Here is a 22,003-nt window from a genome sequence, read left to right as displayed (position 1 = left end):
AGTACCTAGTACCCGCAGGGCTATGCACTGGCAAGGTTTGCCAGATACTCATCAAACGTCCCTTGAAAGTTAATCAATTTTCTATCACGAATATCAATAATGCGAGTCGCTAACGAAGAAACAAATTCGCGGTCATGGCTGACAAAAATCAGCGTGCCTTCAAAATCTTTGAGGGCATTATTGAGCGCTTCAATTGCCTCCATATCCATATGGTTAGTCGGTTCGTCCATAATGATGACGTTGATATCTTGCATCATTAACTTACCGAAAATTAAACGGTTTTTCTCTCCGCCGGAGCAGTTTTTAGCCTTTTTATTAGCATCATCTTCGGTAAACAGCAAACGACCTAACATGGCGCGTACCATCAAATCGTTATGTTTGGGTTGGCGCCATTGGTCCATCCATTCAATAATAGTCAAGTCATTATCGAAATCGCTGGTACTATCCTGTGGGCAATAGCCGATAGCGGCATTTTCGGACCACTTAATCGTGCCTTCATTATGGATTAATTCATTGACTAAACAGCGTAATAGGGTGGTTTTACCCACACCGTTCTCGCCAATAATTGCTAGTTTTGCGCCAGCTTCGAGAATTAAATCACCACCTTCGAATAAGTTTTCGCCATCAAAACCATGGCCAAGATTTTCTAGCACTAAGGCTTGGCGATGCATTTTCTTGCCAGCAGCAAAACGAATCGATGGGGTAATTCGGCTGGAGGATTTCACTTCATCCAGTTTAATTTTGTCCATGCGTTTGGCGCGCGAGCTGGCTTGTTTTGCCTTAGAAGCGTTGGCACCAAAGCGGTTAACAAAGTCCTGTAATTCTTCAATCTCGGCGCTCTTTTTGGCGTTGCCAGCTAAGAGTTGTTCACGCAACAATGCCGATTGGGCTAAAAAATAGTCATAGTTGCCGGGATAAATACGCAGTTCGCCGTAATCGATATCCGCCATATGGGTACACACTGCATTAAGGAAATGCCTATCGTGGGAGATGATGATCATGGTACATTTGCGTTTATTCAGCTCAGTTTCAAGCCAACTAATGGTATGAATATCTAAGTTGTTGGTCGGTTCGTCGAGTAGCAAGATATCAGGGTTAGCAAACAGCGCTTGGGCTAATAACACCCGCAGTTTCCAACCAGGCGCAACCTGAGACATAGGACCGTAGTGGAAAGACTCTTCGATACCGGCTTCGATCAGGATTTCGCCCGCGCGGCTCTCGGCGCTGTAACCGTCCATCTCGGCAAACTCACTCTCCAAGTCACCCACGCGCATGCCATCTTCTTCGCTCATATCTGACTTGGCGTAGATGGCGTCCCGTTCTTGTTTGATTTTCCACAGCTGGGTATCACCCATGATCACCGCATCGATAACCGTGTATTGCTCAAAGGCGAATTGATCTTGGCTTAGGGTGCCGACTTTTAGGCCTGGGGTGATGGACACGTTGCCTGATGTCGGGGCGAGGGCGCCACTTAAGATCTTCATAAAAGTCGATTTGCCGCAGCCGTTAGCGCCAATCAAACCATAACGGTTGCCGTTGCCAAATTTTGCCGAGATATTTTCAAATAATGGCTCAGGGCCGAATTGCATGGTGATATTTGCGGTAGAGATCAAGGGGATGTCCTAGGAGTTACGTCTTAATAAAAGGCTTAAACCGGCTGCGTTGCTGACAAACGCCGTTGCAACAATCATGCTGATGTCAGCAAAGTCTTGGCCAAGATAATTTGGCCGCGCAGTATAGCGATTTCACGCGCAATATGCGAGTTACAAACAAATCCTTAAAGATAAGAAACTTGCCGATGAAGCCCGTTTAATAAGCATGCAGTGTCTCTTGGCTCCGCGAGGGAAGGGCATCTACGTAAGCGCCTTTATCCTTGAGTGATGCCTGTGATTAGCAGAACCCATTTAAACCTTGGAGTGGTTAATTACTGCTTATTTCCACTATGGGTTCGCCTCGTTTGCCTCCTAAAGCGGGTTTTGCTCACCAAGCGCACAGGTTATTTTGAATTACTATTCACCAATGTGCATATCCTTTAGCGAAATCCCCTAGGTTAGCCTTTTATTTATGCAAATTTTAGAATAAAAAACCGCTTAGGGTTTCAGTGCCTTCTTCACTGTCATGCCCCCTTGATTCAATAATTAGTCTCGTTAGTTGGCATGAGTTGCCGCCGTTGTCTGCTTATCGAAATACTGGTGTTAGCGATTGCGCCTTTATTTTCTTCGAGGCCGATATTTAACTGAATGGTAATAAAACATTGCAATTCTATGTTTGATTTCTGTATCTATTTGTATCGTCAGTAATACAGCTTGTTCGAATAGATATTACCGCATGGTTCACTAGACACTTTTTCCCATGACACACTGTAATAGTGCCATGGTCTTATTTAAAAGATGACACTTATACTGCTATTACCGTAGCAAAATTATGGTTATATGGCTAAATCTATAAAGGTATAAGTGATGCAAGAAGAGAAAATCACTGGTCTCTATTTTGTGGAAGAACAGCAACGTATCTGGATTATCTATACCCTAAGGTATCCAGAACCAATAGATGATGTTGACCTTGAGACATATATGGAGCTGCTTGAGAAAATAAAAAAGACTGATGGAACACGCTATGATTTGTACACCTATCTCCTATCAAAGCAAAACAAGTGCACAGACATTCTCCAATTTCTTAAAACACACACGCACTGAAAATCAACTTTCACAGGAAGATTTATGTTGTTTACTCAGGGAAAAAAGTTGTTTATTTGATGCTTTAGATGCGATTACGATTAGCCGTTGGGAGCGAGGAGTCAATATTCCATCGCTAGCAAAACAGGCAGAAATTGTAGAAATTTTTGGTTCAGAATTATTTGATATTTATCGGCTGGATAAAAGTTTTGTTAGTGAAGGACTCGCCTCGATTAATTTATTTGATTCGAGTGTCGAACGTAGCGAACATCCTTATTATCGTAATAAACCTTATCGTGTCGAATTTATTGATAACCATCATGATAACTTTTTGACCTTACTACAGTTGAGCCTGGTGTATGAGAGTAACCCCCGGCTTTGTTTGAATAATTTCCAATTATCGCAACCCTTTTTTTTGGGATTATCGCTCGTTGTTGCATTTAGTTTTGGTGAGCAGATTGTTGGGCATTGTTTGTTTTGCCGCACGCACGCTAAGGTCGCGCTCGAATTTATGAATGATGAAGTGGATTTGTTTGAGGTTATTAGTCATAACAGTCAGTCTAGCCCCGATACCTTAATGGTGTTTTCTTCTTTTGGTGTCACACCTCATATTGAAAACTATATGATGTCTGTCTACCTGAATGAAATGGCTTTATGTCGTTCGATAAAGTACTTAAGTTTCAGCATATGTGATGAATCCTTAAAAAGGAAGCTTTCCCAATTCAAGTTACCTATTTTTAAAATTAGAACCTTAGAAAACAATCATAGATCTATAAAGAATTATTCCTTTTTCGCCAGTAGAACCGAAGTCATGGCTAATCGAAATTTGCTGAAATTATCGGTTATTCCTTCGGCTAAGTCTCAGACAATCGATCCTATTTTCTTTATGCAGCTAGAGACCAATATATGAATATACTCATTATTGATGATCAAAAATTTATCCGAGAAACGCTCAAAGCGGATATCAATAAATGTTTAGCCGAAAATGAAATTAATATTTATGAAGCCAGTAATGGCAATCAAGGGATTGATTTAATTATGGGGTTAAATGTATCACTCGATCTCATCATTATCGATTTGAAGATGGATCAGGGCGATGGTATTGCTGTCATCAATATGTTAGCGACAGAGCCTCGGTGGATGTCGATTCCGATTGCCGTGATCAGTTCTTCCGATAAACGAACTCTTGAATTGGTAGACGGTATTATTCATACACTCAGGTTAAACCTATTGGGTGTGTTTGCAAAGCCTGTCAATGCCAGTGATATCTTAATGCCATTGCTTACGACCGACACCGAAGATGTGCCTGAGTCAACTACCCATCGTCATCGAGGTCACCGACATGCAAATATCAACGTTCAACAGTTACTTAAGGATGAACAGTTGATCCTCTGTTACCAGCCAAAGATTAATTTAAAAACCCAAGAAATTACTGGTTTTGAGGTGTTGTCTCGTTTATGTGATCGCCACCATGGTTATATTTATCCCGATGTATTTTTGCCTTTAATCAATCAACAGGGATTAAACAGTATTTTTTCGCGGATGGTGATTTCTCAGGCGTTGCAGTGTTGGCTACGACAGCCTCTACTCACCCCATTTTCATTATCAATCAATATTACGGCAGATGATCTCACCTGTGAGGAGTTAATTGAATACATTATCGAGTCTAGTCGTGCTCATACGGGGATTCACTTAATTTTAGAGTTAACTGAATCACAGGAAATCATTAATCAAGATAGAGTTCTTAATTCGATTGCCAGGCTCATTATTAATAATATTGATATTTCACTGGATGATTTTGGTAAAAGCTATTCGACCTATGATCGTCTTGATGCTATTCCTTTTAAAGAAATAAAAATTGATAAAAGTTTTGTCTCCGATATGGATATCAATCATCAACATTATTTAATTGTTGAGTCGACCATTGCCCTAGCGCAAAAGATGCACGTAAAAGTAGTTGCCGAAGGCGTAGAAACAGCCGCTATTGCCGCTATTTTGACAGCCTTAGGTTGTGATGTGGCACAGGGATATTTGTATAGTCCACCCATTGAAGGTCGTTACCTTATTAACTGGATAGGCCATTATCAAAGTGAGTGTTTAATACATGAATAATCATGGGCTTGAACACCAAGTGAAGCAAGCGCTGTCAGTTTTTTTGGCGCAATATCAACAGCCGCAGCAACAAGTGTTAAGGCGAGCTTTACTCATAGAGCTTGAACGCATGAGTCTGCAACTTATGTCACTCAACGCTGAAGAATGTTTTTCTGATCTTAGGCATGAGTTTTTGGGGATGACGAGTTATCTCGCCTTGGATGAGACGTTGTGTGTTTCAAATTTGGCTTCAGTATCGGCTTTTAACACCCAGATCCAATTTTTGTTAAATGCCGTAAAGGAGCAAGATAATGGGGAGTAAATATACTTCAAGCATGTACTTGCTTACCGGGTTATTTATTACGCTGATTATTATTTGCTTAACGCTTGCCCATTCAATTAATGAATTTAAAGCGGTTTATCAAAAAAAAGCTCAGGCAGTATTTTCATCATCCCAAGATATGTTTTTACAACACCGTATTATGTTAGATGCATTGCGATCGTTTTTTAATGCTTCCGCTGCGGTGACCACAAAAGAATTTGAAGTATTTGCTAAGGATTTGCTGAAGATCAAATCTGCCGTTGCCTTCACATTAACCCCTGAACTCGAACTGGCGTATATTTCTGATCCATCCATCTTACCAGAACTTAAGCCATTAACATTAAGTATGATGGACAACGGGAGTTTACACGCCAGGCTAATCAATTATACCCTTTTGACCGTTAAGATTGATGAACCTCAGATGCCTTATTTGATTTATGCCATTTCCCAAAAAAGGATTTTGACGCGTATCGATCAAGAGCAAGATATATGCATTACGTATCAGTTCGAGCATTCAATTTTACGAAGCGCTTACTGTGATATCCTTGCAGCAACGGGGATTTGGCGCTTATTTGCCTATTCAGATCGTCAGTTTATTACATTGAACGAATATCAGACCCGTTTCAATTTACAGGTTGATTATCAGGTACCTCGAGCGGAAGTGATTGAGCTTTTCGTTATAATCCTATCGATTGCGCTTCTTGGGCTAGCATTTTCGCTACTATGGTTTTTTAAAGCGAAACATCAACAGCTTATTGAACGCATCGAATGTGAAAATCGTTCGAAATTAGCGGTAATGGCCAGTATTAATCATGAGATCCGCACGCCAATAAATGCGTTGCTTGGTTATAGCCGGATGCTCAAGAAAACTCTTTCAATACCATCCGAGCCAGTGCAGCAGGGCACATCAAAACAGGAGCTAAGCCATATTGTCGATAAAATGATCTGGTCAGCAAATTTGCTTTATTCGGTTGCTGAAAACACATTAAATTACAGTAAGGCTGAAGTTGGAAAACTCACATTAGATCAGCATGCGATTAACCTTAGAGAATATGTTGGTCGCATTCAGGAATACTATCAAGCTTTCAATACTACTTCGGGTAAAACCCTCACTGTGTCGGTGAGTGATACGTTACCTGACTTGCTTAAGCTTGATGGCACTAAGCTATTCCAACTTGTCACCAATATTATTAATAATGCTTTTAAATACAGTACTGGTGAGCAGGTACACTGTTATATGGATTTACATCCTTCATTTAATCAAGCTTCAGCTTCGCCTATGTTGAGGGTGTTGATCCGTGATTTTGGTGAAGGTATGCCTATGCAGGCAAAGCGGGCGTTAGATAGTCCCTTTATTTATCAATCACTGTCTAGCTCCTATGGTATTTCGGGAATAGGGCTTGGGCTTTATACCTGTAAGCGATTATTGGAGCAGATTGGCGGTAAATTACGGATACGCAGTCAGCAAGGACGAGGAACCACGGTATTAATGCACTTTCCGTGTCAGTTTTATCACCAGAAGCAGGAGCCAATACACCGTTATACCCAGCAACCATTACTATTAGTAGACGATAATCTGTTTAATCTTGAGATTTGCCGTGGAGCGCTCGAGTCCCATTTTGCCCAAATCCACTGTACAGATCAGGCTGAATCGGCGTTAAGGCTATTTAAAACGCTGCGGCCACCATTGGTGATTGTCGATTATCGGTTAAAGGAGACTGACGGATTAGTGTTAATCCAACAAATGCGCCAGCTTATCATTGAGATGGATGATAGTACTTGGGAATGCCAGTATTTTCTGCTTTCAGCCAATGATAGTGATGAGATCCCAGCACTTGGGCGATTTCCCGATGTGGTCTTTATCCAAAAGCCCTTTAGTTTAGAAGTGTTTTTGAGCAAATTAGCGGCAATTACGCCAGTATAGGATGGCTACTGGTTAACACTATAAATGTATTCGGCTTTCACATAGAATGGCCTTTATACATTACTTAATCGACGATTCTAACGGATTGTGCTAATCCATCAGCAATACCACCGTCATGGCCCCGATTATCGCTTTGGGGAGCAAATGACTTTTCTCGACGTGAAACAAACCTTTGGTTTTAGTCATGTGCGTGTAGGGCGTTGGGTTACGCGGGAAGAATCCTTAATTGCCGCTAATTTAGTGTTTGATTCGCTGGCAGACCTTGCCTTTATCCTGCATTTACCGCCCTTAACCTTAGGGCTAAGGCAAACCTTAAGTCTTGCCTTTGGTCATGGCGGGCAAAAGGGGGTGCAGGCCCATTATGCTCCCGCGGCTAGAGAGCTGGCATTAGCAAAAAATGCCGGCGCTGGCGCCTTGGCCCATGAGTTTTGGCATGCGTTTGACCATTATGTGGCGCCTAAGGCGTTTTCGCGAACCACGGGACGTTTTAAGTGCGCCAGTGATCTCTGGCTTGCGGATCTGCCGCTCATTGATCATCCGTTAAATCATCGTTTAGCAGAAATTTTTCGAGTGACATTACTCTCTGAGGACAATCTAGCGCCGAGCGATTATGTACGCCGTGCAATAGCATTAGATAAGCGTTATGGTGCGCAGTATTTTGCTAAACCCACCGAAATGATGGCTCGGGCCTTTGAAGCGTGTATCGAATCCTATCAAGGGATCCAAAATCCGTATTTGGTGTCTGGCACACGTTACTCTGCGCAGGCAAAGGAAGGAGCTTATCCCGATGAATCACATAGACAACGTATCTTTAATGCCTTGATAGCCTACTTTGAGCCATTAGGCATAGCGTTAGGGAAAGTAGGATAAGCGATCAGTGTTAATCGGCGAGTTGCTGCTGGCAGTAGGCAAGTTGGTGGCGAATGGCATCGAGCCATTGTGAGGCGTGGTAATCCATTAAATACCAAGGGCTGAGCTGTGTTTCGGGCTGATGATTAAAAAACAGCGACTCACATGCGATGAGTTTAGCTTTATCCGCACACTGCAACCAAATAGCGCTTGGCGTATGTGCTAACTCGGCTAAATGCTGCCGAACTCCTTGCTTGGTATCCTCATTTACACACTCAATGAGAAGATATTGTCTCAATAAATCCAGTTTGAGAAAGGGATCTTCACTTTCACAGATAAAGTTTACTTGGTGTGTTGCCTCCGTTGTTTGCTCCCAAGGTTTCAGCGTAAATTCAGCCCAGTCTAAGCGCTCACAGAGTAGGGCTTTAGCGATTCTTCTTTCCCCTAACCAGTTATGAACCATGCAGGGGAGATGGACTGTCTCGGGCAGTTCAACACTGCGCCGTAAGCTGGGCAGTAGCGACATGCGCTGAACTTGTAGTTGTTGTGCCAAGGTCATCATAAGTACGATCGCTGTTAAGCCCGATGATGGCCAGCAACCGAGAGTTGCAGTGAGATCGGTGGCGACTTGGGTCAATGCCTTGGCCAGTTGCAAACCTTGGGGATGACCTTGAACTTCAAAAGCATATTGCGATTCGGCAAAACCGCCATTGGCAATCGTAACCACATGACCATGGGGCGTGAAATGCTGCGGACATTGCGTACCATTAAAAATAAAGGTGAGACCTTTAGCGGCAGGTTGCCATTCCCCTGACGCATTGCCAATGATGGTGACTTGCTCAAGTTTGAGTTGCTCGGCAAGTGCTTTGAGGGAAATCCTAGGTTGCGGCTTAGCCAATTGACGGTGCATATGCGTATGTGGCTGAGGCGCATCGGCTAAGGGGTGTGAATAGGGCATACTCGCAAGGACTCTCTAAAGCAAAGAGGGCTAGTGTACTGGATCTTCTGTGCTGACTAAAGAATTATTGCCGACAAGCTATCGGTAAAATAATTAATAAAATTTTATAATAACAGTACGTTACACTGTTTTGTTTATCAGTATTACTTATTCACTAATCATCATAAATACAGGTATCTCAGCAAGAAACCTATACCAATTGATCCAGTGTTTCATCTAGACGCGCCTTCGACAGGCTAGGGATATATGTCGATTTGAATCGGTGGTAATCAGCAGCATGCTATAAACATTTTCATTTAAACCTATCTCGCTTCATCCATCCTGAGCGCTGCTTGAGTTGAATATCCAGAGGCTGGCTGTCCCAAAATGTGTGACTCATCTTGTAAATATAGTAGATTACCCATATACCGTATTGATAATAATTCGTATTAACTTTACACTAACAGGATTTTAAAAGAGGTAGGAACAACTCCCCATGGCGAAAATAAGTAATCGCTTCTGGTTTATGTTACACGGCTGGGTATCATTGCCCATCTGGATTTTATTCAGTTTCATCTGCTTAACGGGCACGGTTGCAGTACTTAGTCATGAACTGACTTGGCTGACTAACCCCGCAGCCCGTGCGACCAATCCGAATGAGCTACCCGCGAAACCCGTTGATGAATTAATGCTGGTGGTGGAAAAGGCCTATCCAAATGCGCAAGTCATGGGAGCGATGACCTTTGAGCCTTATATAGTCAATGCCATTACTTTTACCGATGCCGATAAGCCTTATGCTATCGCCTATGTGAATCAATATACGGGTGAGATCCAGCAGATCAACGAAGGCATCACTTTTATCGGCTTTATGCGTTCATTACATGGTTGGCTGTTGTTTCCGTGGCAGGGCGGTTATAGCTTGGGGTATTACCTAGTGTGCTCTATGGCGCTTTTGATGCTTGCCTCATTAGTGACAGGGCTCATTGTGTACAAACGCTTTTGGCGCAGCTTTTTTGCGCCTAAATTACGTCTAACGCAAGGAAAGAAGACCTTGTTGTCGGATCTGCATAAGTTATCGGGTGTTTGGTCGATTTGGTTTATCGCGATTATGAGCCTCACTGGGCTTTGGTATTTAGTCCAAGCTATCTTCTGGCATGCGGATATTGATATCGAGCCCCATGCACCATTGATTGCTGCCGAGCAAGTGCCGCTAGTACAGGCTGGCGATTTAAAAGTGCCAAGCGCCAATGTCTCTTTTACCGAGGCTTTAAGTTTAGCCAAACAGCGTTTCCCCGATTTTCAACCAAGTTATGTGATGCTGCCTGAGCATCAACGGGATATGTATCATTTAAGCGGCAGCGGCGATCATATTTTTTATGATCAATATTCCTATAATCTCAGCATTAATCCATGGACCGGCGAAATTGCCAGTGTCAGCTCGCCAGAAACCATGACAGGTATGCAAACCTTAATGCATATTGCCGATCCGCTGCATTACGGCACCTTGGGAGGGATTTGGACTAAGTTTATTTGGTTCTTTTTTGGTCTGGTGCTTTCTGGAATGTCAATCACTGGTTTTATGATGTGGGGATTGCGCCATGTTCGCGCCTTTAAACAGGCCGAAACCACAGATTTGGCTGCAGATATGATTGGGGAGGCTCGCTAATGGCAAAATCAGTATTTTGGTTAAAGCATAAATACAAGCTCAGTGGCTTGATTTTAATCTTACCCTTAGTGTTCCTCTATCAGTCGCTTAGCCCGAGTTTTCCACCAGCTTGGCCGAGTAAGCAACTGGGGGAGTTTAAGATTGCGCCTATGCCGTTAGATTTAAAGTCGCCCTATAAACACCACGATGATTACGTTAAAGATTTTATGTTGATCTTTGAACAGGGAGATGTGGCCCATATTCGTCAAGCTTATGCCAATATCGGCCCAGTGGCACTGCCATTAGAAGCCCTACAAAAAGGTGAAAATGGGGTGTTACATGGCAGCAAACATGGCCAGCATGTGCATGCGATTACGGGCGCTAAGTTAGCGGCAACGGACAGCTTGTGGGTGTCGATTCAAAATTGGCAGGGCGAATGGTTGGTTAGCCAATGGCCCGTGCCCGAGGCGGTGTTAGTTCAGTAATAACGCTATAAAATTGTTTGCAGTAAAACCGCCCTCAGGTGCAAACTGTGCCTGAGGGTTATTTTTATCGGGTAGGTTTTACTGCATAGGATGTGATATGGAATTTACTGAAGCAGAACTCGCGTTAATCGCGGCCGCAACACAAAAAGTGCAAATGGCGCAGCGGGTGCGGATGGGTGTGATTATTTTGCTTATCTTAGGTACGTTCACGTTGCTGGCAGGATTTTGGAGTCACCCGTACGCGATTTATATTGCCTTTGCGCTGGTGGTCTTTGCGGTCGCGCTACCTCAGTTTGGCCAAGGGCCAAAATATGAAGAATTGCTAGCCCTATTGCAGCAAAAAGCCGCTCAAGCAAAATGATTAATCTGCATCAAAGTGCTAAGAACGGTGCTAACAACAGCGCTAATAACAAAAGGGCTTTCAGCAAAATATTCTCGAACCTGAAAGTATTCTCTAGCCTAAAAGCCCTTGTTACTTGTTCATTCCGTTAGTTAAAGCGCTTAACGACAGCCATATGGCGCCCTTATTCTTCGGGGTAGGCCTTTTCTTTAAACTCGCAAAGATCCTCAATTATACAGCTGCCACAGCGCGGTTTGCGAGCCAGACAGGTATAGCGACCATGCAGAATAAACCAGTGGTGCACATCGACCTTAAATTCAGCGGGAACAACCTTTAACATACGCTCCTCGACTTCGACCACGTTTTTACCTGGGGCGAATTTAGTGCGGTTTGCGAGGCGAAAGATATGGGTGTCGACGGCGATGGTTGGCCAGCCAAAGGCGGTGTTTAACACCACATTGGCGGTTTTACGGCCGACACCAGGAAGCGACTCTAGCGCCTCTCTGTCCTCTGGGACTTCGCCATTGTATTTTTCAATCAAGATCTCACAGGTTTTAATCACATTGATAGCCTTGTTGTTATACAGGCCAATCGTCTTGATATATTCCTTTAATCCTTCCACGCCTAAGGCATAAATGCTGTGGGCGGTATTGGCCACCGGAAACAGTTTATCGGTCGCCTTATTCACGCTCACATCAGTTGCTTGTGCCGACAAGGTCACCGCCACCAGTAATTCAAAGGGACTGGAGAAATTCAGCTCAGTTTCGGGTTTGGGATTGTTTTCACGTAGGCGGGTGAGGATTTGGATGCGTTTTTGTTGATTCATAGTGATCCTTGTCAGTAGTGGGTTGAACGTTAAACCCACTACTTAAGCTGTTATCTCAATGAGGCTTAACTCACTTTGGTAATCCGCGCCCGTGTCACACTCGGCTGCGCTGCTGCTTGTGGTTGGCGCTCTTTAAGCTTTTTATCGACAATATTTTTCAGGGCGATAAGTAGGCCCATTACGATAAAGGCACCAGGCGGCAACATAGCGAGCAAGAAAGGGGTATCGACTTGCCATACTTGAATGGTTAAAGCCTTTGCCCATGGGCCGAGCAGCTGGTCGGCGCCATCAAATAGCGTGCCTTGGCCAATAATTTCCCGCGTAGCGCCAAGGACTGCTAATACCAAGGTAAAGCCTAGTCCCATCATCAAGCCATCGAAGGCCGAGCTAAAGGCATTATTACGGGAGGCAAACGCTTCGGCGCGGCCAATGATAATGCAGTTGGTCACAATCAGCGGTAAGAAGATCCCTAACGACATATACAACCCATAGGCGTAGGCATTGACTAACAGTTGCACCGCTGTCACCAGCGCCGCAATGATCATCACAAACACGGGGATTCGGATTTCCTTCGGCACATAGTCGCGCACTAAGGAGACTAAAACGTTTGAGCCAATCAGCACCAGCATTGTTGCGATACCTAGGCCAAGGGCGTTGGTGAGGGTTGCGGTTACGGCCAGCAGTGGGCAAAGCCCCAGCAGTTGCACTAACCCTGGGTTATTTTTCCACAGTCCTTGCCACGCAATTTCACGATAATTAGTCATGCTTGGCCTCACAATTCAGTGGTTGGCTGAAAATTTCTGTTTGATGCTGAGTAAAGTACCACACGGCGCGTTTAACGGCTTTCACATAGGCGCGTGGCGTAATTGTCGCGCCAGTGAATTGGTCGAAATCGCCGCCGTCTTTTTGTACCTGCCACTGCTTATCATCTTCAGATGTAAGCACTTTACCCACAAATTTGGTGACCCAATCGGATTTACGTAACTCGATTTTATCCCCAAGCCCAGGCGTTTCTTGGTGAGAAAGCGTACGAACGCCTAATACTTCACCTTGGGTGTTGATACCAACAATCAGCTTAATATTACCGTTGTAACCATCGGGAGCGATGGCTTCTAAGGCGATAGCAACGGGTTTACCCGCTGCGGTGGCAATATACGCAGGCAAGGCATCTTCAGTGCCGAGCGCCTCTTTATTTTGCAGTAACGTGCACTGTGCGGTCAGCTCATTGTCATGGAGTTCATCTGGGATCAGTTGATGTAAGATGCCCATCAGTTCTTTCTGCTGTTGCAGCTTTATTTCATCAAAGGTCTGTTGATTAACCACAGCCACTAAGCCGGTGCAGAGCAGGGCAAATAGGGCAAGTAGCAGACCATTTTTAATCATTGGGTTATTCAATTTTTTTCCTCAAGAGTCTTTGTTCAAGCTCGCTTGATTCTCTATTTCACAGGTCTAGCCCGCTGAGTGGCCATAGGCACGCGGACGCACATAATAGTCAATAAATGGCGCGCACAGGTTGGCGAGCAATACAGCAAAAGCAAATGCGTCGGGATAACCGCCTTGGGTACGGATGATATATACCAAGACACCGATTAAAGCACCGAAAATCAAACGGCCGCGTGGGCTGGTGGCGGCGGTGACAGGATCGGTCGCAATAAAGAAGGCGGCGAGCATGGTGGCACCCGAAAATAAATGGAACAGCGGACTTGCCTGCATATCGGGTGACAGTAAAAAGCCGATGCTCGATGCCACAAATAATCCCGCCAAGACACCAGTACTGATGTGCCAACGAATGGCTTTTAATTTAAGCAGCACTAACCCGCCAGCGAGATACGCCAAATTGACCCAAAACCAACCTACGCCAGTGCCGCCATCGAATATGCTTTTGGTCATACTTTCAGTGGTGGTGAGCCCTAGTGACAAATCGGTTTTGAGGGTATCGAGCGGCGTTGCCATACTGATACCATCAATTCCTAAACGGAATTGATCCATCCCACCATGGGCACCGAGATTGAAGATAAGTTGCAAGCTATCGATAACACTTGGGGTATTGAGTGCAACGGTACTTGGCGCAATCCAGCTGGTCATCTGTAGTGGAAACGACACCAGTAGCAACACATAGGCAGCCATGGCAGGGTTAAACAGGTTATGGCCTAAGCCGCCATAGAGGTGCTTAACAATAACAATCGCAAAGGCGGTGCCCATCACGATCATCCACCAAGGTGCTAGCGGCGGGATCGCAACCCCGATTAAGATCGCCGTGAGCATGGCGCTGTTATCGCTTAAGCTCGCTTTGATGCTGCGGTTACGCAGTTTCATCACCGCAGCCTCACAGCTTAGGGCCACGATAATCGCCAGTAACACTTGAATAAGTGTGCCCCAGCCGAAAAAGGCGCATTGCACCACAAGGCCGGGTAACAAGCATAAAATAACCCTTTGCATAACCGTTGATGTATGCAAGTTACGGGTAACATGGGGTGATGAGGCTATTTTAAACGCCATTGTGATCCCTTTTATCTAATCTTGAGTCACTGATTTTTAAGCTAATCATTTTTAAAGCACTGAGGTTAAAATCCGCAGTGCTATTCATTTGAGTCACTGAGCGCATCCGCTTCTCTGGCTGCTTTTTTGGCTTTCGCGCGGGCAACTGCGGCCGCGACCTTGGCCTTTTTCTCATCTTCAGGGCTAAGCGGCGCGCTTCGGGCTGAGCCTAATTCATTGCGTGATTCAACGTCAGAGCCTGACTTTTGCTTAGCGTCTGCGACTAACTCGGGCTGAACTTCGGCCATATCACTCGATTCAGCCTGCTGAGCGGCGGCTTTTTTGGCTTTCGCGCGAGCAACCGCAGCAGCGACCTTGGCCTTTTTCTCATCTTCAGGGCTAAGCGGCGCGCTTCGTTCAGCGGCTGAGCCTAATTCATTGCGTGATTCAACGTCAGAGCCTGACTCGGGCTTAGCGTCTGCTGCTAGCTTGGGCTCAATCTCGACAACATCAGTCGACTCTGCCTGCTGTGCGGCTGCCTTTTTGGCTTTTGCGCGGGCGACGGCAGCAGCGACTTTAGCTTTTTTGTCATCCGCCTCTGTGCTCGTAGCCGTTTCTGCTACTGGCTGATTCGCATTGACAGTCGCTTCAGTATCGCCATTGGCATCCGAGTCGGCCTTCAATGCCGTTTTTTTCGCTTTGGCACGAGCGATGGCGGCGGCGACTTTATCTTTTTGTGATAAAGACTCGGCTTGAACCGTTGGCTCGCTTGAGTCAGAAGAGACTGCTTGCTTTGACGATTCTGCATTATCCGCCCCTTGAGCCGCCTTCTTGGCTTTAGCGCGAGCAATTGCGGCGGCAACAGCCGCTTTACCCTTAGGCGCTTCTGTGTTGCTCGTATCAGCAACAACGACCTCGACCGTCGCGTTATCGGTTGTGGCTTCTGCCGCTGCTGCCTTTTTGGCCGCAATCCGCGCCATGGCTTCAGCTACAGCATTCTTATCCGTTGAGGTCATGGTCGCTTGGCGACGCGCAGCGGCTTCTTTAGCCTTGGCTTCGCGGGCGAGTTTTTCTTCTTCGAGGCGTTGAATACGCGCCTCGAAGCGCAGTTTGGCGCGCTCGGCTTGATGCTTCTCATCGGCGGCTTGTTTTAGTGCCGATTTAGCGATGCGGTAGTATTCCACCAGTGGAATATCACTCGGGCACACATAACTACAGCAACCGCATTCGATACAGTCTTTTAGGTTGTAGCTGGCCGCCTTGTCATATTCTTCGGCTTTTGCATGCCAAAACAGTTGTTGTGGTAGCAAGAGTGCAGGGCAGGCATTGGCACATTCGCCGCAGCGGATACAGGCCTTTTCTTCTGGAGTTATCCCAATCTCTTGACTACTCGGGACCAAAATACAGTTTGTGCCCTTTAAAATCGGTACTTGGATGGTCGGCAATGCGTGGCCCATCATTGGCCCGCCAATAATCACTTTTTGCTCGGCTTCGGCATTAAATTCAGTTTGCTTGAGCACATGCTCAACGGGCGTGCCTATGGGTAACCAATAGTTGCCAGGTTTACCGACATTTTGCCCAGTAACGGTAACTACTCGCTCAATCAGCGGTTTTCCTTGGGTCACGGCTTGATGAATCGCAAAGGCGGTTCCGACGTTATGCACCACAATCCCAAGCTTAGCGGGAATGGCGCCCGAGGGCACTTCACGACCGGTGATGATTTGGATCAGCTGTTTTTCACCGCCAGAGGGATACTTGGTTGGGATCACCGTTACCCGAGTGCTGCCCGCAGGGAGCGTGGATTGACTGACCGCCTGTTGCATCGCCTTTATGGCTTCAGGTTTGTTGTCTTCGATAGCAATCACAATGCGTTTTGGTGACAAAAGGCGATGGATAATCGCAATCCCCGCCAGAATGTCTTGGCTGTATTCGCGCATTAAGCGATCGTCGGCGCTGATATAAGGCTCGCATTCCACGCCGTTGATTATCACTAATTCAATTTCACTGACGGGATTGAGCTTAATGTGGCTTGGGAAGGCGGCGCCACCCATGCCGGCTATCCCTGCACCATGGATTTTGGCAATCATCTCCTGATTGCTGAGCTCAATTGAGCCTGGCGTTAACTCGCACCAGCGGTCTTCACCATCGGCGGCAATCACGCAGGTATTGACCGGCAAGGCTGAGGCGTGGTTACTGGCTCTTGGCTCAATGGCGACCACAGTACCAGAGGTTGGCGCGTGCACGGGCAAATGCCAAATTGAGGTGCCTTGAGTTAATGGTTCACCTTTTAAAACTTTGTCACCCACTTTGACCGCAAGAGTGCAGTTTTCGCCCACCTGTGGCACAGGTACAATGTATTCCTGCGCTAATGGTAGTTGGCTAATTGGTGTGGTGTTTGAGAGGAATTTGACTTCAGGTGGATGAATGCCACCAGGTGAGCGCCAAAGGGTTCCTTTATCTAATTGATCTAATAAAGTCTGCACCGCTTATCCTCTCTTTTCTTCGTGCGGGGTCTCTTGGATAAGAGTCACGGGAATGGCATTTAAGCGCCAGTTCCAGTTTTTCAGATTTTGGCCCACAGGGATCATATCGATACAGTCAACGGGGCAGGGCTCGACACAGAGATCGCAACCTGTGCAGTCAGCGGTGAGCACGGTATGCATGAGTTTGCCCGCGCCAATAATGGCGTCGACAGGACAGGCCTGAATACATTTAGTGCAGCCAATACATTCATCTTCGCGAATATAGGCGACTTTTTTGACTTGGGACTGAGCCTCGGCGTTGAGCGGCTCTGGCTCGACCCCCATTAAGCTGGCGAGTTTTTCCATGGTCGCAGTGCCGCCGGGCGGGCACTTGTTGACTTTATCGCCATTGGCAATGGCTTCGGCGTAAGGACGACAACCGGGATAACCACATTGACCGCATTGAGTTTGTGGCAGAATCGCTTCGAGTTCATCGACGATAGGATTACCTTCAACCTTAAATTTTAAGGCGGCAAATCCGAGTAATACCCCAAAGAACAATGCCAATAGGGTCAATAAGATAACGGCAATTAACATGGTGGACATCTATTTAACCAATCCTGTAAATCCCATAAAGGCCAATGACATCAGGCCTGCGGTGATCATGGCGATAGCACCGCCTTTAAACGGCATGGGCACATCGGCCGCCGCTAAACGTTCACGCATCGCGGAAAACAGAATTAACACTAAGGAAAAACCCACCGCAGCACCAAAACCATAGATAGCAGATTGAATAAAATCGTGTTTTTCGTTCACGTTTAATAGGGCTACCCCTAATACTGCACAGTTAGTGGTGATCAGCGGCAGATAAATTCCCAGTGCGCGATGTAGGGCTGCACTGGTTTTCTGCACTACCATCTCGGTAAATTGCACTACCACCGCAATCACCAGAATAAAGCTCATGGTACGCAGATAACTGAGATCAAAAGGCAATAATAGGTATTGATTCACTAGGTAACTGAGAATGGATGCCAAGGTCAACACGAAAGTGGTCGCCATAGACATACCGATAGCGGACTCCAGTTTGCTGGAGACCCCCATAAATGGACATAAGCCTAAGAATTTCACTAATACGAAATTGTTGACCAGTACAGTGCTGATCAACAACAGGAGATATTCACTCATCTCAATACTTGTCTAAACGGATCTTGGCCGTATTATCGACTTTTCCGTTTGCATAAACAACATATAGAATGCAGGGTTAACTATCTTTACTGTAAATATGCATGCTTGATTAACCCTGCATTGGTTTAAATTTGATCAGTTAGGGTAATGGCCTGTGGCTGGGCAATGTAATAGCCTTGGAGACCATCAACGAGAAGTTTTTCGAGGGTTAATTTTTCTTCTTGGCGCTCAACACTGGTCGCAATTACGCGGATACCAATACGTCTGGCAACGTCTACCATCATACGCACAAAGAATTTGTTATTGCTGTCTTCATCGATCGCCGAGGTGTAGCTACCATCAAGCTTAATGTAGTCTGGGCGCACTTCGCTGAAGAATTTGAACGAGGTAAAGCTCATGCCAAAACGCTCAATTGATACCCTCGAACCTACGCTATGCACTTCACGTACAAACTTATAACTCGCCCCTAAATTGGCTTGCATACCGGATTCGTTAATCTCAAATACTAAGCGTGAAGCGATATATTTATGCTTGCCAAGAATATCCTTTAACCAGCCTACAAACAGTTCTTGATGCGCTGAAAAAGCACTGATGTTGATGCCAAAATTGCCGCTAATGGTGGGATTTTCTTTAAGCATTTTTAATGTAGTGATCACCACGAGTTTATCTAATTCTGTGCTCATTCCATGGCGCTCCGCCATGGCAATGACTGTGGTGGTCGGTAAAAACTTCCCTTCACTATTGTAGAAGCGTGCCAGCAACTCGCGATATACCTCTACATCGTTACGGCAAGGTTGAATCGGTTGTTGGAAAAATTTAAGCGCTTGGCGGGTGATTAGGTCATTGATTGCCAGTTTCCAACGGTCGTCACCAAATTGCTGATCCGCATTGAGTTTCTCTTGAATATGATAACTATTAGGACCAAGGGTTTGCGCTATGCTGACAGCCGTATCTGCAAGGGATAGCAAATTGACGGGATCTGTCCCTTGTTGGTATGGGACAAGCCCGATATGTGCCGCGGATTCTGCTTTGATCATCTGTTGATATTCATCAAGGAAAATTTTCAGTTGATCTAAAAACTTAGGTCCATCCTTTAACACTAAATCGGGCAAAAAAATCGCAAAATCGGCACTGGAAACGCGGTAGCACTCTGCATCGGGATATTTTGAACTGGCTTTACGTATGCAATTAGCCACATTCGATAAATAATCGTCACCCGCTGAGCGCCCTTGAAGTTGGTTGATATGAGCCAGCTCAGTCGCCTTAACCATGGCCATTAATCCGAGTTGAGGAATCGCACGATTGTTAATACTTTCTAACTTGGAGGTAAAACGAGGACGACTGCCAAACCCTGTAATGGGATCTTGATAAGCCACTTTATGCAGTTTCTGGTTTTCCTGTGTGAGGCTATCGACTCGTGATTTTAACGTTGTTCGGCATTCCTCAAGCGCTAATCTGACGGGGGTCATTTCGCCATTCAGTCTAGAAGACTCTATGGCTGAAAAACTCAACTCCGGAACATGCATAATATAATCGGCAGCATAACGGATAGAAGATTTTAATTTATTGATAAGTAATAAAAAAACAACAACTAATACAATGTAAGCTAGCAGCAATGAGAATCCTAGCTGCTGGGTATTGGCAATGGCGTTTTCGATGGCTTGGTTAACACTCAACTTAACTTGTAACCGACCCGCAGGCAGCTTTTGTGTATGTGACAAATCTAAGGAAAATAACCCAGCAAGTGGGTGAGCCATTTGGGCGTTGAGTTCACCTTGAGTGTAATTAAGTTGCCCATCAGTATCATCAATATATTGAAAAAATTGCAGAGGGTAATGTTCGGAGAGGCGTTGGTAAAGTTCGCTACCATTACCTTGCCACTGGTCAAAGTTGGCCATGTATTGTTTGAAATTATTGAGTTCCTGCTGTTGTTCTGCCTGTAACTGGTGATTTTCGCTTTGATAAATCCAACCAAAAAGGCCTAAAAAGATCAGCAACAAAAAAATGGGATACGATTTAGACATCGCCATAAAATTCGCTCTCAATATGTCAAAGTATGTGCAATAAGATATTGCATGAGATTTGAAATAACACCGTTATCTGCGTGATGATACACGGTATTTTGGTTAACAAACTGCTCACAGTGTAACCGTATTTAAGGCAAAACAGAAATGAAAAGCGTGATCTATAAGCGTTAGATGTAGGATAAAAAACAGATGAAGTGAAATAAAATGGCTCCCCTGACTGGACTTGAACCAGTGACATACGGATTAACAGTCCGCCGTTCTACCGACTGAACTACAGGGGAGTAGAGGGTGCGATATGACTATCGACTTTAGATATTACTTTAAAATGGCTCCCCTGACTGGACTTGAACCAGTGACATACGGATTAACAGTCCGCCGTTCTACCGACTGAACTACAGGGGAGTAGAGGGTGCGATATGACTATCGACTTTAGATATTACTTTAAAATGGCTCCCCTGACTGGACTTGAACCAGTGACATACGGATTAACAGTCCGCCGTTCTACCGACTGAACTACAGGGGAATCGTTTTAACGTATCAGCTTGCTAACTAAGTGGCTCCCCTGACTGGACTTGAACCAGTGACATACGGATTAACAGTCCGCCGTTCTACCGACTGAACTACAGGGGAATCGTTAGTTATCTAACTGTATTCTCATTGATTATCAATGATTAAAGAGTGGCTCCCCTGACTGGACTTGAACCAGTGACATACGGATTAACAGTCCGCCGTTCTACCGACTGAACTACAGGGGAATCGCTTTAATCGTCTCGATGACTCGTTGAGAACGGAGCGCATAGTAAAACGCTCTGTTGGAGGAGTCAACTCGAGTTACTAAAAAAAGTGTAATTATGCTGTTAAGTGCTCATCTAATGTGCATCATGGTGTAGAAATCAGCATTTTGATGAAGAAATAACTTAACTTTTCGCAAGATAGCGCTGTTCGGTACCATAAAATTTGTCAATGAAAAGTGCTTAAAGGCTGGCTCATATCTTCAATTGCTTAAAGATCCGTCGCTTGAGCATCAAAATCACTACGGCATTGAATAAATACACGAAAGTGCAAAATTGGCTGAATGTTTACAGGAACTAATAGCAAACAAAGTCTATGCGGATTCCGGCAGATGCGAACCCTTACTCAGAAAAGATTTTGCCCGCATAGATAATCGCTTACCTCGTTATAATGTTAATGATGCTATTTGGGCTGAGTCTATTGCGTGAGTAGTGAGCACTGACGTTTAGGCAAATAGAGCCACAACTCGGGCATTATCCTCTTTCTAGTCACTAGATGAGCGCCGTTAAACATCAAGATGACCATTTGATTGCAGCAAAGTGAAACTTTTTGACTACGGCGTTTTAGTGCTCAAACTGACGATAAAACGCACTGAAATTCAGGATTAATGCCAAATTAATACACAAGGAAGGACTTTCATCTGCTTACAAAATTGCAACTTAAATTTATGCTAAAAAATATAAGGCTTGCAATTGTCAACTATATGAAATTTAAGGATTAATATTTTTATCGCCAAAATAGTGCAATTTAAGTCCATCGCCCGCGCACCAAGGGTTTGTCGCTTGTTTTAAGTCGCAACTCACAGGGTTATCCACAGAATTTGTTGATAAGTCGAAATAAGCGAGAAACCATGCGGGATTGCGGAGTATTTTTCATCCCCAACATTGGAGATAAATGGTTTGTAATTTAATTACATTTGATAAAAGTTACTACTTGTTACATTGGCGTTTATGTTCAGTGTAGGT

18 protein-coding genes and 5 tRNA genes are annotated in these 22,003 nt (G+C 45.0%); 8 read left to right on the top strand and 15 right to left on the bottom strand.

Annotated elements, in window-relative coordinates; genetic code table 11:
• Window positions 1-20: 20 nt before the first annotated feature.
• Window positions 21-1,613 carry an ABC-F family ATPase gene (locus tag JM642_RS10985; RefSeq protein WP_203431781.1) on the bottom strand — a complete coding sequence of 531 codons (1,593 nt, stop codon included), beginning with the start codon at window positions 1,611-1,613 and terminating at the stop codon, window positions 21-23.
• A 991-nt stretch (window positions 1,614-2,604) separates the two neighbouring features.
• Between JM642_RS10985 and JM642_RS10980 the strand changes: the two genes are divergently transcribed.
• From JM642_RS10980 to JM642_RS10960, 5 genes are all read left to right on the top strand, one after another.
• The gene (locus JM642_RS10980; RefSeq protein ID WP_239000431.1) at window positions 2,605-3,585 is read left to right on the top strand and encodes a helix-turn-helix domain-containing protein; all 981 of its coding nucleotides are present in this window, start codon (window positions 2,605-2,607) and stop codon (window positions 3,583-3,585) included.
• Window positions 3,582-4,787 (top strand): EAL domain-containing response regulator, encoded by a 1,206-nt coding sequence (locus tag JM642_RS10975; RefSeq protein WP_203431780.1) that lies wholly within the window; start codon window positions 3,582-3,584, stop codon window positions 4,785-4,787. The genes JM642_RS10980 and JM642_RS10975 overlap by 4 nt, the downstream gene beginning before the upstream one ends.
• Window positions 4,780-5,088, top strand: coding sequence for a hypothetical protein (locus tag JM642_RS10970; RefSeq protein WP_055648259.1), 309 nt, complete (start codon window positions 4,780-4,782; stop codon window positions 5,086-5,088). The genes JM642_RS10975 and JM642_RS10970 overlap by 8 nt, the downstream gene beginning before the upstream one ends.
• The gene (locus JM642_RS10965) at window positions 5,078-7,012 is read left to right on the top strand and encodes an ATP-binding protein (protein WP_203431779.1); all 1,935 of its coding nucleotides are present in this window, start codon (window positions 5,078-5,080) and stop codon (window positions 7,010-7,012) included. Before JM642_RS10970 ends, JM642_RS10965 begins: the two co-directional genes overlap by 11 nt.
• Before the next feature lie 87 nt (window positions 7,013-7,099).
• Window positions 7,100-7,882, top strand: a complete 783-nt coding sequence (locus JM642_RS10960) for a CLCA_X family protein (protein WP_140906681.1) — start codon at window positions 7,100-7,102, stop codon at window positions 7,880-7,882.
• 10 nt (window positions 7,883-7,892) lie between these two features.
• Here the strand turns inward: JM642_RS10960 and JM642_RS10955 are convergent, their stop codons facing one another.
• Window positions 7,893-8,819 (bottom strand): hypothetical protein, encoded by a 927-nt coding sequence (locus JM642_RS10955; RefSeq protein WP_203431778.1) that lies wholly within the window; start codon window positions 8,817-8,819, stop codon window positions 7,893-7,895.
• 475 nt (window positions 8,820-9,294) lie between these two features.
• Here JM642_RS10955 and JM642_RS10950 point away from each other — a divergent pair, with 475 nt between their 5' ends.
• The 3 genes from JM642_RS10950 to JM642_RS10940 all read left to right on the top strand — a co-directional run bounded on the left by JM642_RS10950 (window position 9,295) and on the right by JM642_RS10940 (window position 11,289).
• Window positions 9,295-10,464, top strand: coding sequence for a PepSY-associated TM helix domain-containing protein (locus JM642_RS10950; protein WP_203431777.1), 1,170 nt, complete (start codon window positions 9,295-9,297; stop codon window positions 10,462-10,464).
• Window positions 10,464-10,928, top strand: a complete 465-nt coding sequence (locus JM642_RS10945) for a hypothetical protein (protein WP_203431776.1) — start codon at window positions 10,464-10,466, stop codon at window positions 10,926-10,928. Before JM642_RS10950 ends, JM642_RS10945 begins: the two co-directional genes overlap by 1 nt.
• Window positions 10,929-11,025: 97 nt before the next feature.
• A complete protein-coding gene (locus tag JM642_RS10940) occupies window positions 11,026-11,289 on the top strand; it encodes a hypothetical protein (protein WP_203431775.1) in 264 nt (87 codons plus the stop codon).
• Between the two features lie 163 nt (window positions 11,290-11,452).
• Here JM642_RS10940 and nth read toward each other — a convergent pair whose 3' ends face one another.
• The 13 genes from nth to JM642_RS10875 all read right to left on the bottom strand — a co-directional run bounded on the left by nth (window position 11,453) and on the right by JM642_RS10875 (window position 21,001).
• Window positions 11,453-12,094: an endonuclease III gene (nth, locus tag JM642_RS10935; protein WP_144374584.1), complete on the bottom strand. Its 642-nt coding sequence runs from the start codon at window positions 12,092-12,094 to the stop codon at window positions 11,453-11,455.
• A gap of 65 nt (window positions 12,095-12,159) precedes the next feature.
• Entirely contained in the window at window positions 12,160-12,858 is a 699-nt protein-coding gene (locus tag JM642_RS10930) for an electron transport complex subunit E (RefSeq protein ID WP_203431774.1), read from the bottom strand.
• Complete coding sequence (rsxG, locus tag JM642_RS10925) at window positions 12,851-13,489, bottom strand: electron transport complex subunit RsxG (RefSeq protein WP_088585647.1); 639 nt, start codon at window positions 13,487-13,489, stop codon at window positions 12,851-12,853. The genes JM642_RS10930 and rsxG overlap by 8 nt, the downstream gene beginning before the upstream one ends.
• Before the next feature lie 54 nt (window positions 13,490-13,543).
• Complete coding sequence (gene rsxD / locus JM642_RS10920) at window positions 13,544-14,593, bottom strand: electron transport complex subunit RsxD (protein WP_047537539.1); 1,050 nt, start codon at window positions 14,591-14,593, stop codon at window positions 13,544-13,546.
• Window positions 14,594-14,673: 80 nt separating this feature from the next.
• Window positions 14,674-17,055: an electron transport complex subunit RsxC gene (gene rsxC, locus JM642_RS10915; RefSeq protein ID WP_203431773.1), complete on the bottom strand. Its 2,382-nt coding sequence runs from the start codon at window positions 17,053-17,055 to the stop codon at window positions 14,674-14,676.
• A 3-nt stretch (window positions 17,056-17,058) separates the two neighbouring features.
• Complete coding sequence (gene rsxB / locus JM642_RS10910; RefSeq protein ID WP_011626120.1) at window positions 17,059-17,640, bottom strand: electron transport complex subunit RsxB; 582 nt, start codon at window positions 17,638-17,640, stop codon at window positions 17,059-17,061.
• On the bottom strand, window positions 17,641-18,219 hold the full coding sequence (rsxA, locus tag JM642_RS10905) for an electron transport complex subunit RsxA (protein WP_023267235.1): 579 nt from the start codon (window positions 18,217-18,219) through the stop codon (window positions 17,641-17,643).
• A gap of 125 nt (window positions 18,220-18,344) precedes the next feature.
• Window positions 18,345-20,249, bottom strand: a complete 1,905-nt coding sequence (locus JM642_RS10900; RefSeq protein WP_109277633.1) for a GGDEF domain-containing protein — start codon at window positions 20,247-20,249, stop codon at window positions 18,345-18,347.
• Between the two features lie 202 nt (window positions 20,250-20,451).
• Window positions 20,452-20,527, bottom strand: a tRNA-Asn gene (locus JM642_RS10895).
• 45 nt (window positions 20,528-20,572) lie between these two features.
• Window positions 20,573-20,648: transfer RNA gene (locus tag JM642_RS10890), tRNA-Asn, on the bottom strand.
• 45 nt (window positions 20,649-20,693) lie between these two features.
• A tRNA-Asn gene (locus JM642_RS10885) sits at window positions 20,694-20,769 on the bottom strand.
• Window positions 20,770-20,800: 31 nt separating this feature from the next.
• A tRNA-Asn gene (locus tag JM642_RS10880) sits at window positions 20,801-20,876 on the bottom strand.
• Window positions 20,877-20,925: 49 nt separating this feature from the next.
• Window positions 20,926-21,001, bottom strand: a tRNA-Asn gene (locus tag JM642_RS10875).
• Window positions 21,002-22,003 lie beyond the last annotated feature (1,002 nt).

Origin of the sequence: Shewanella sp. LZH-2, assembly GCF_016859145.1 — a bacterium.
Taxonomy (GTDB): domain Bacteria; phylum Pseudomonadota; class Gammaproteobacteria; order Enterobacterales; family Shewanellaceae; genus Shewanella; species Shewanella xiamenensis.
This window is presented reverse-complemented; position numbering and strand designations above follow the sequence as displayed.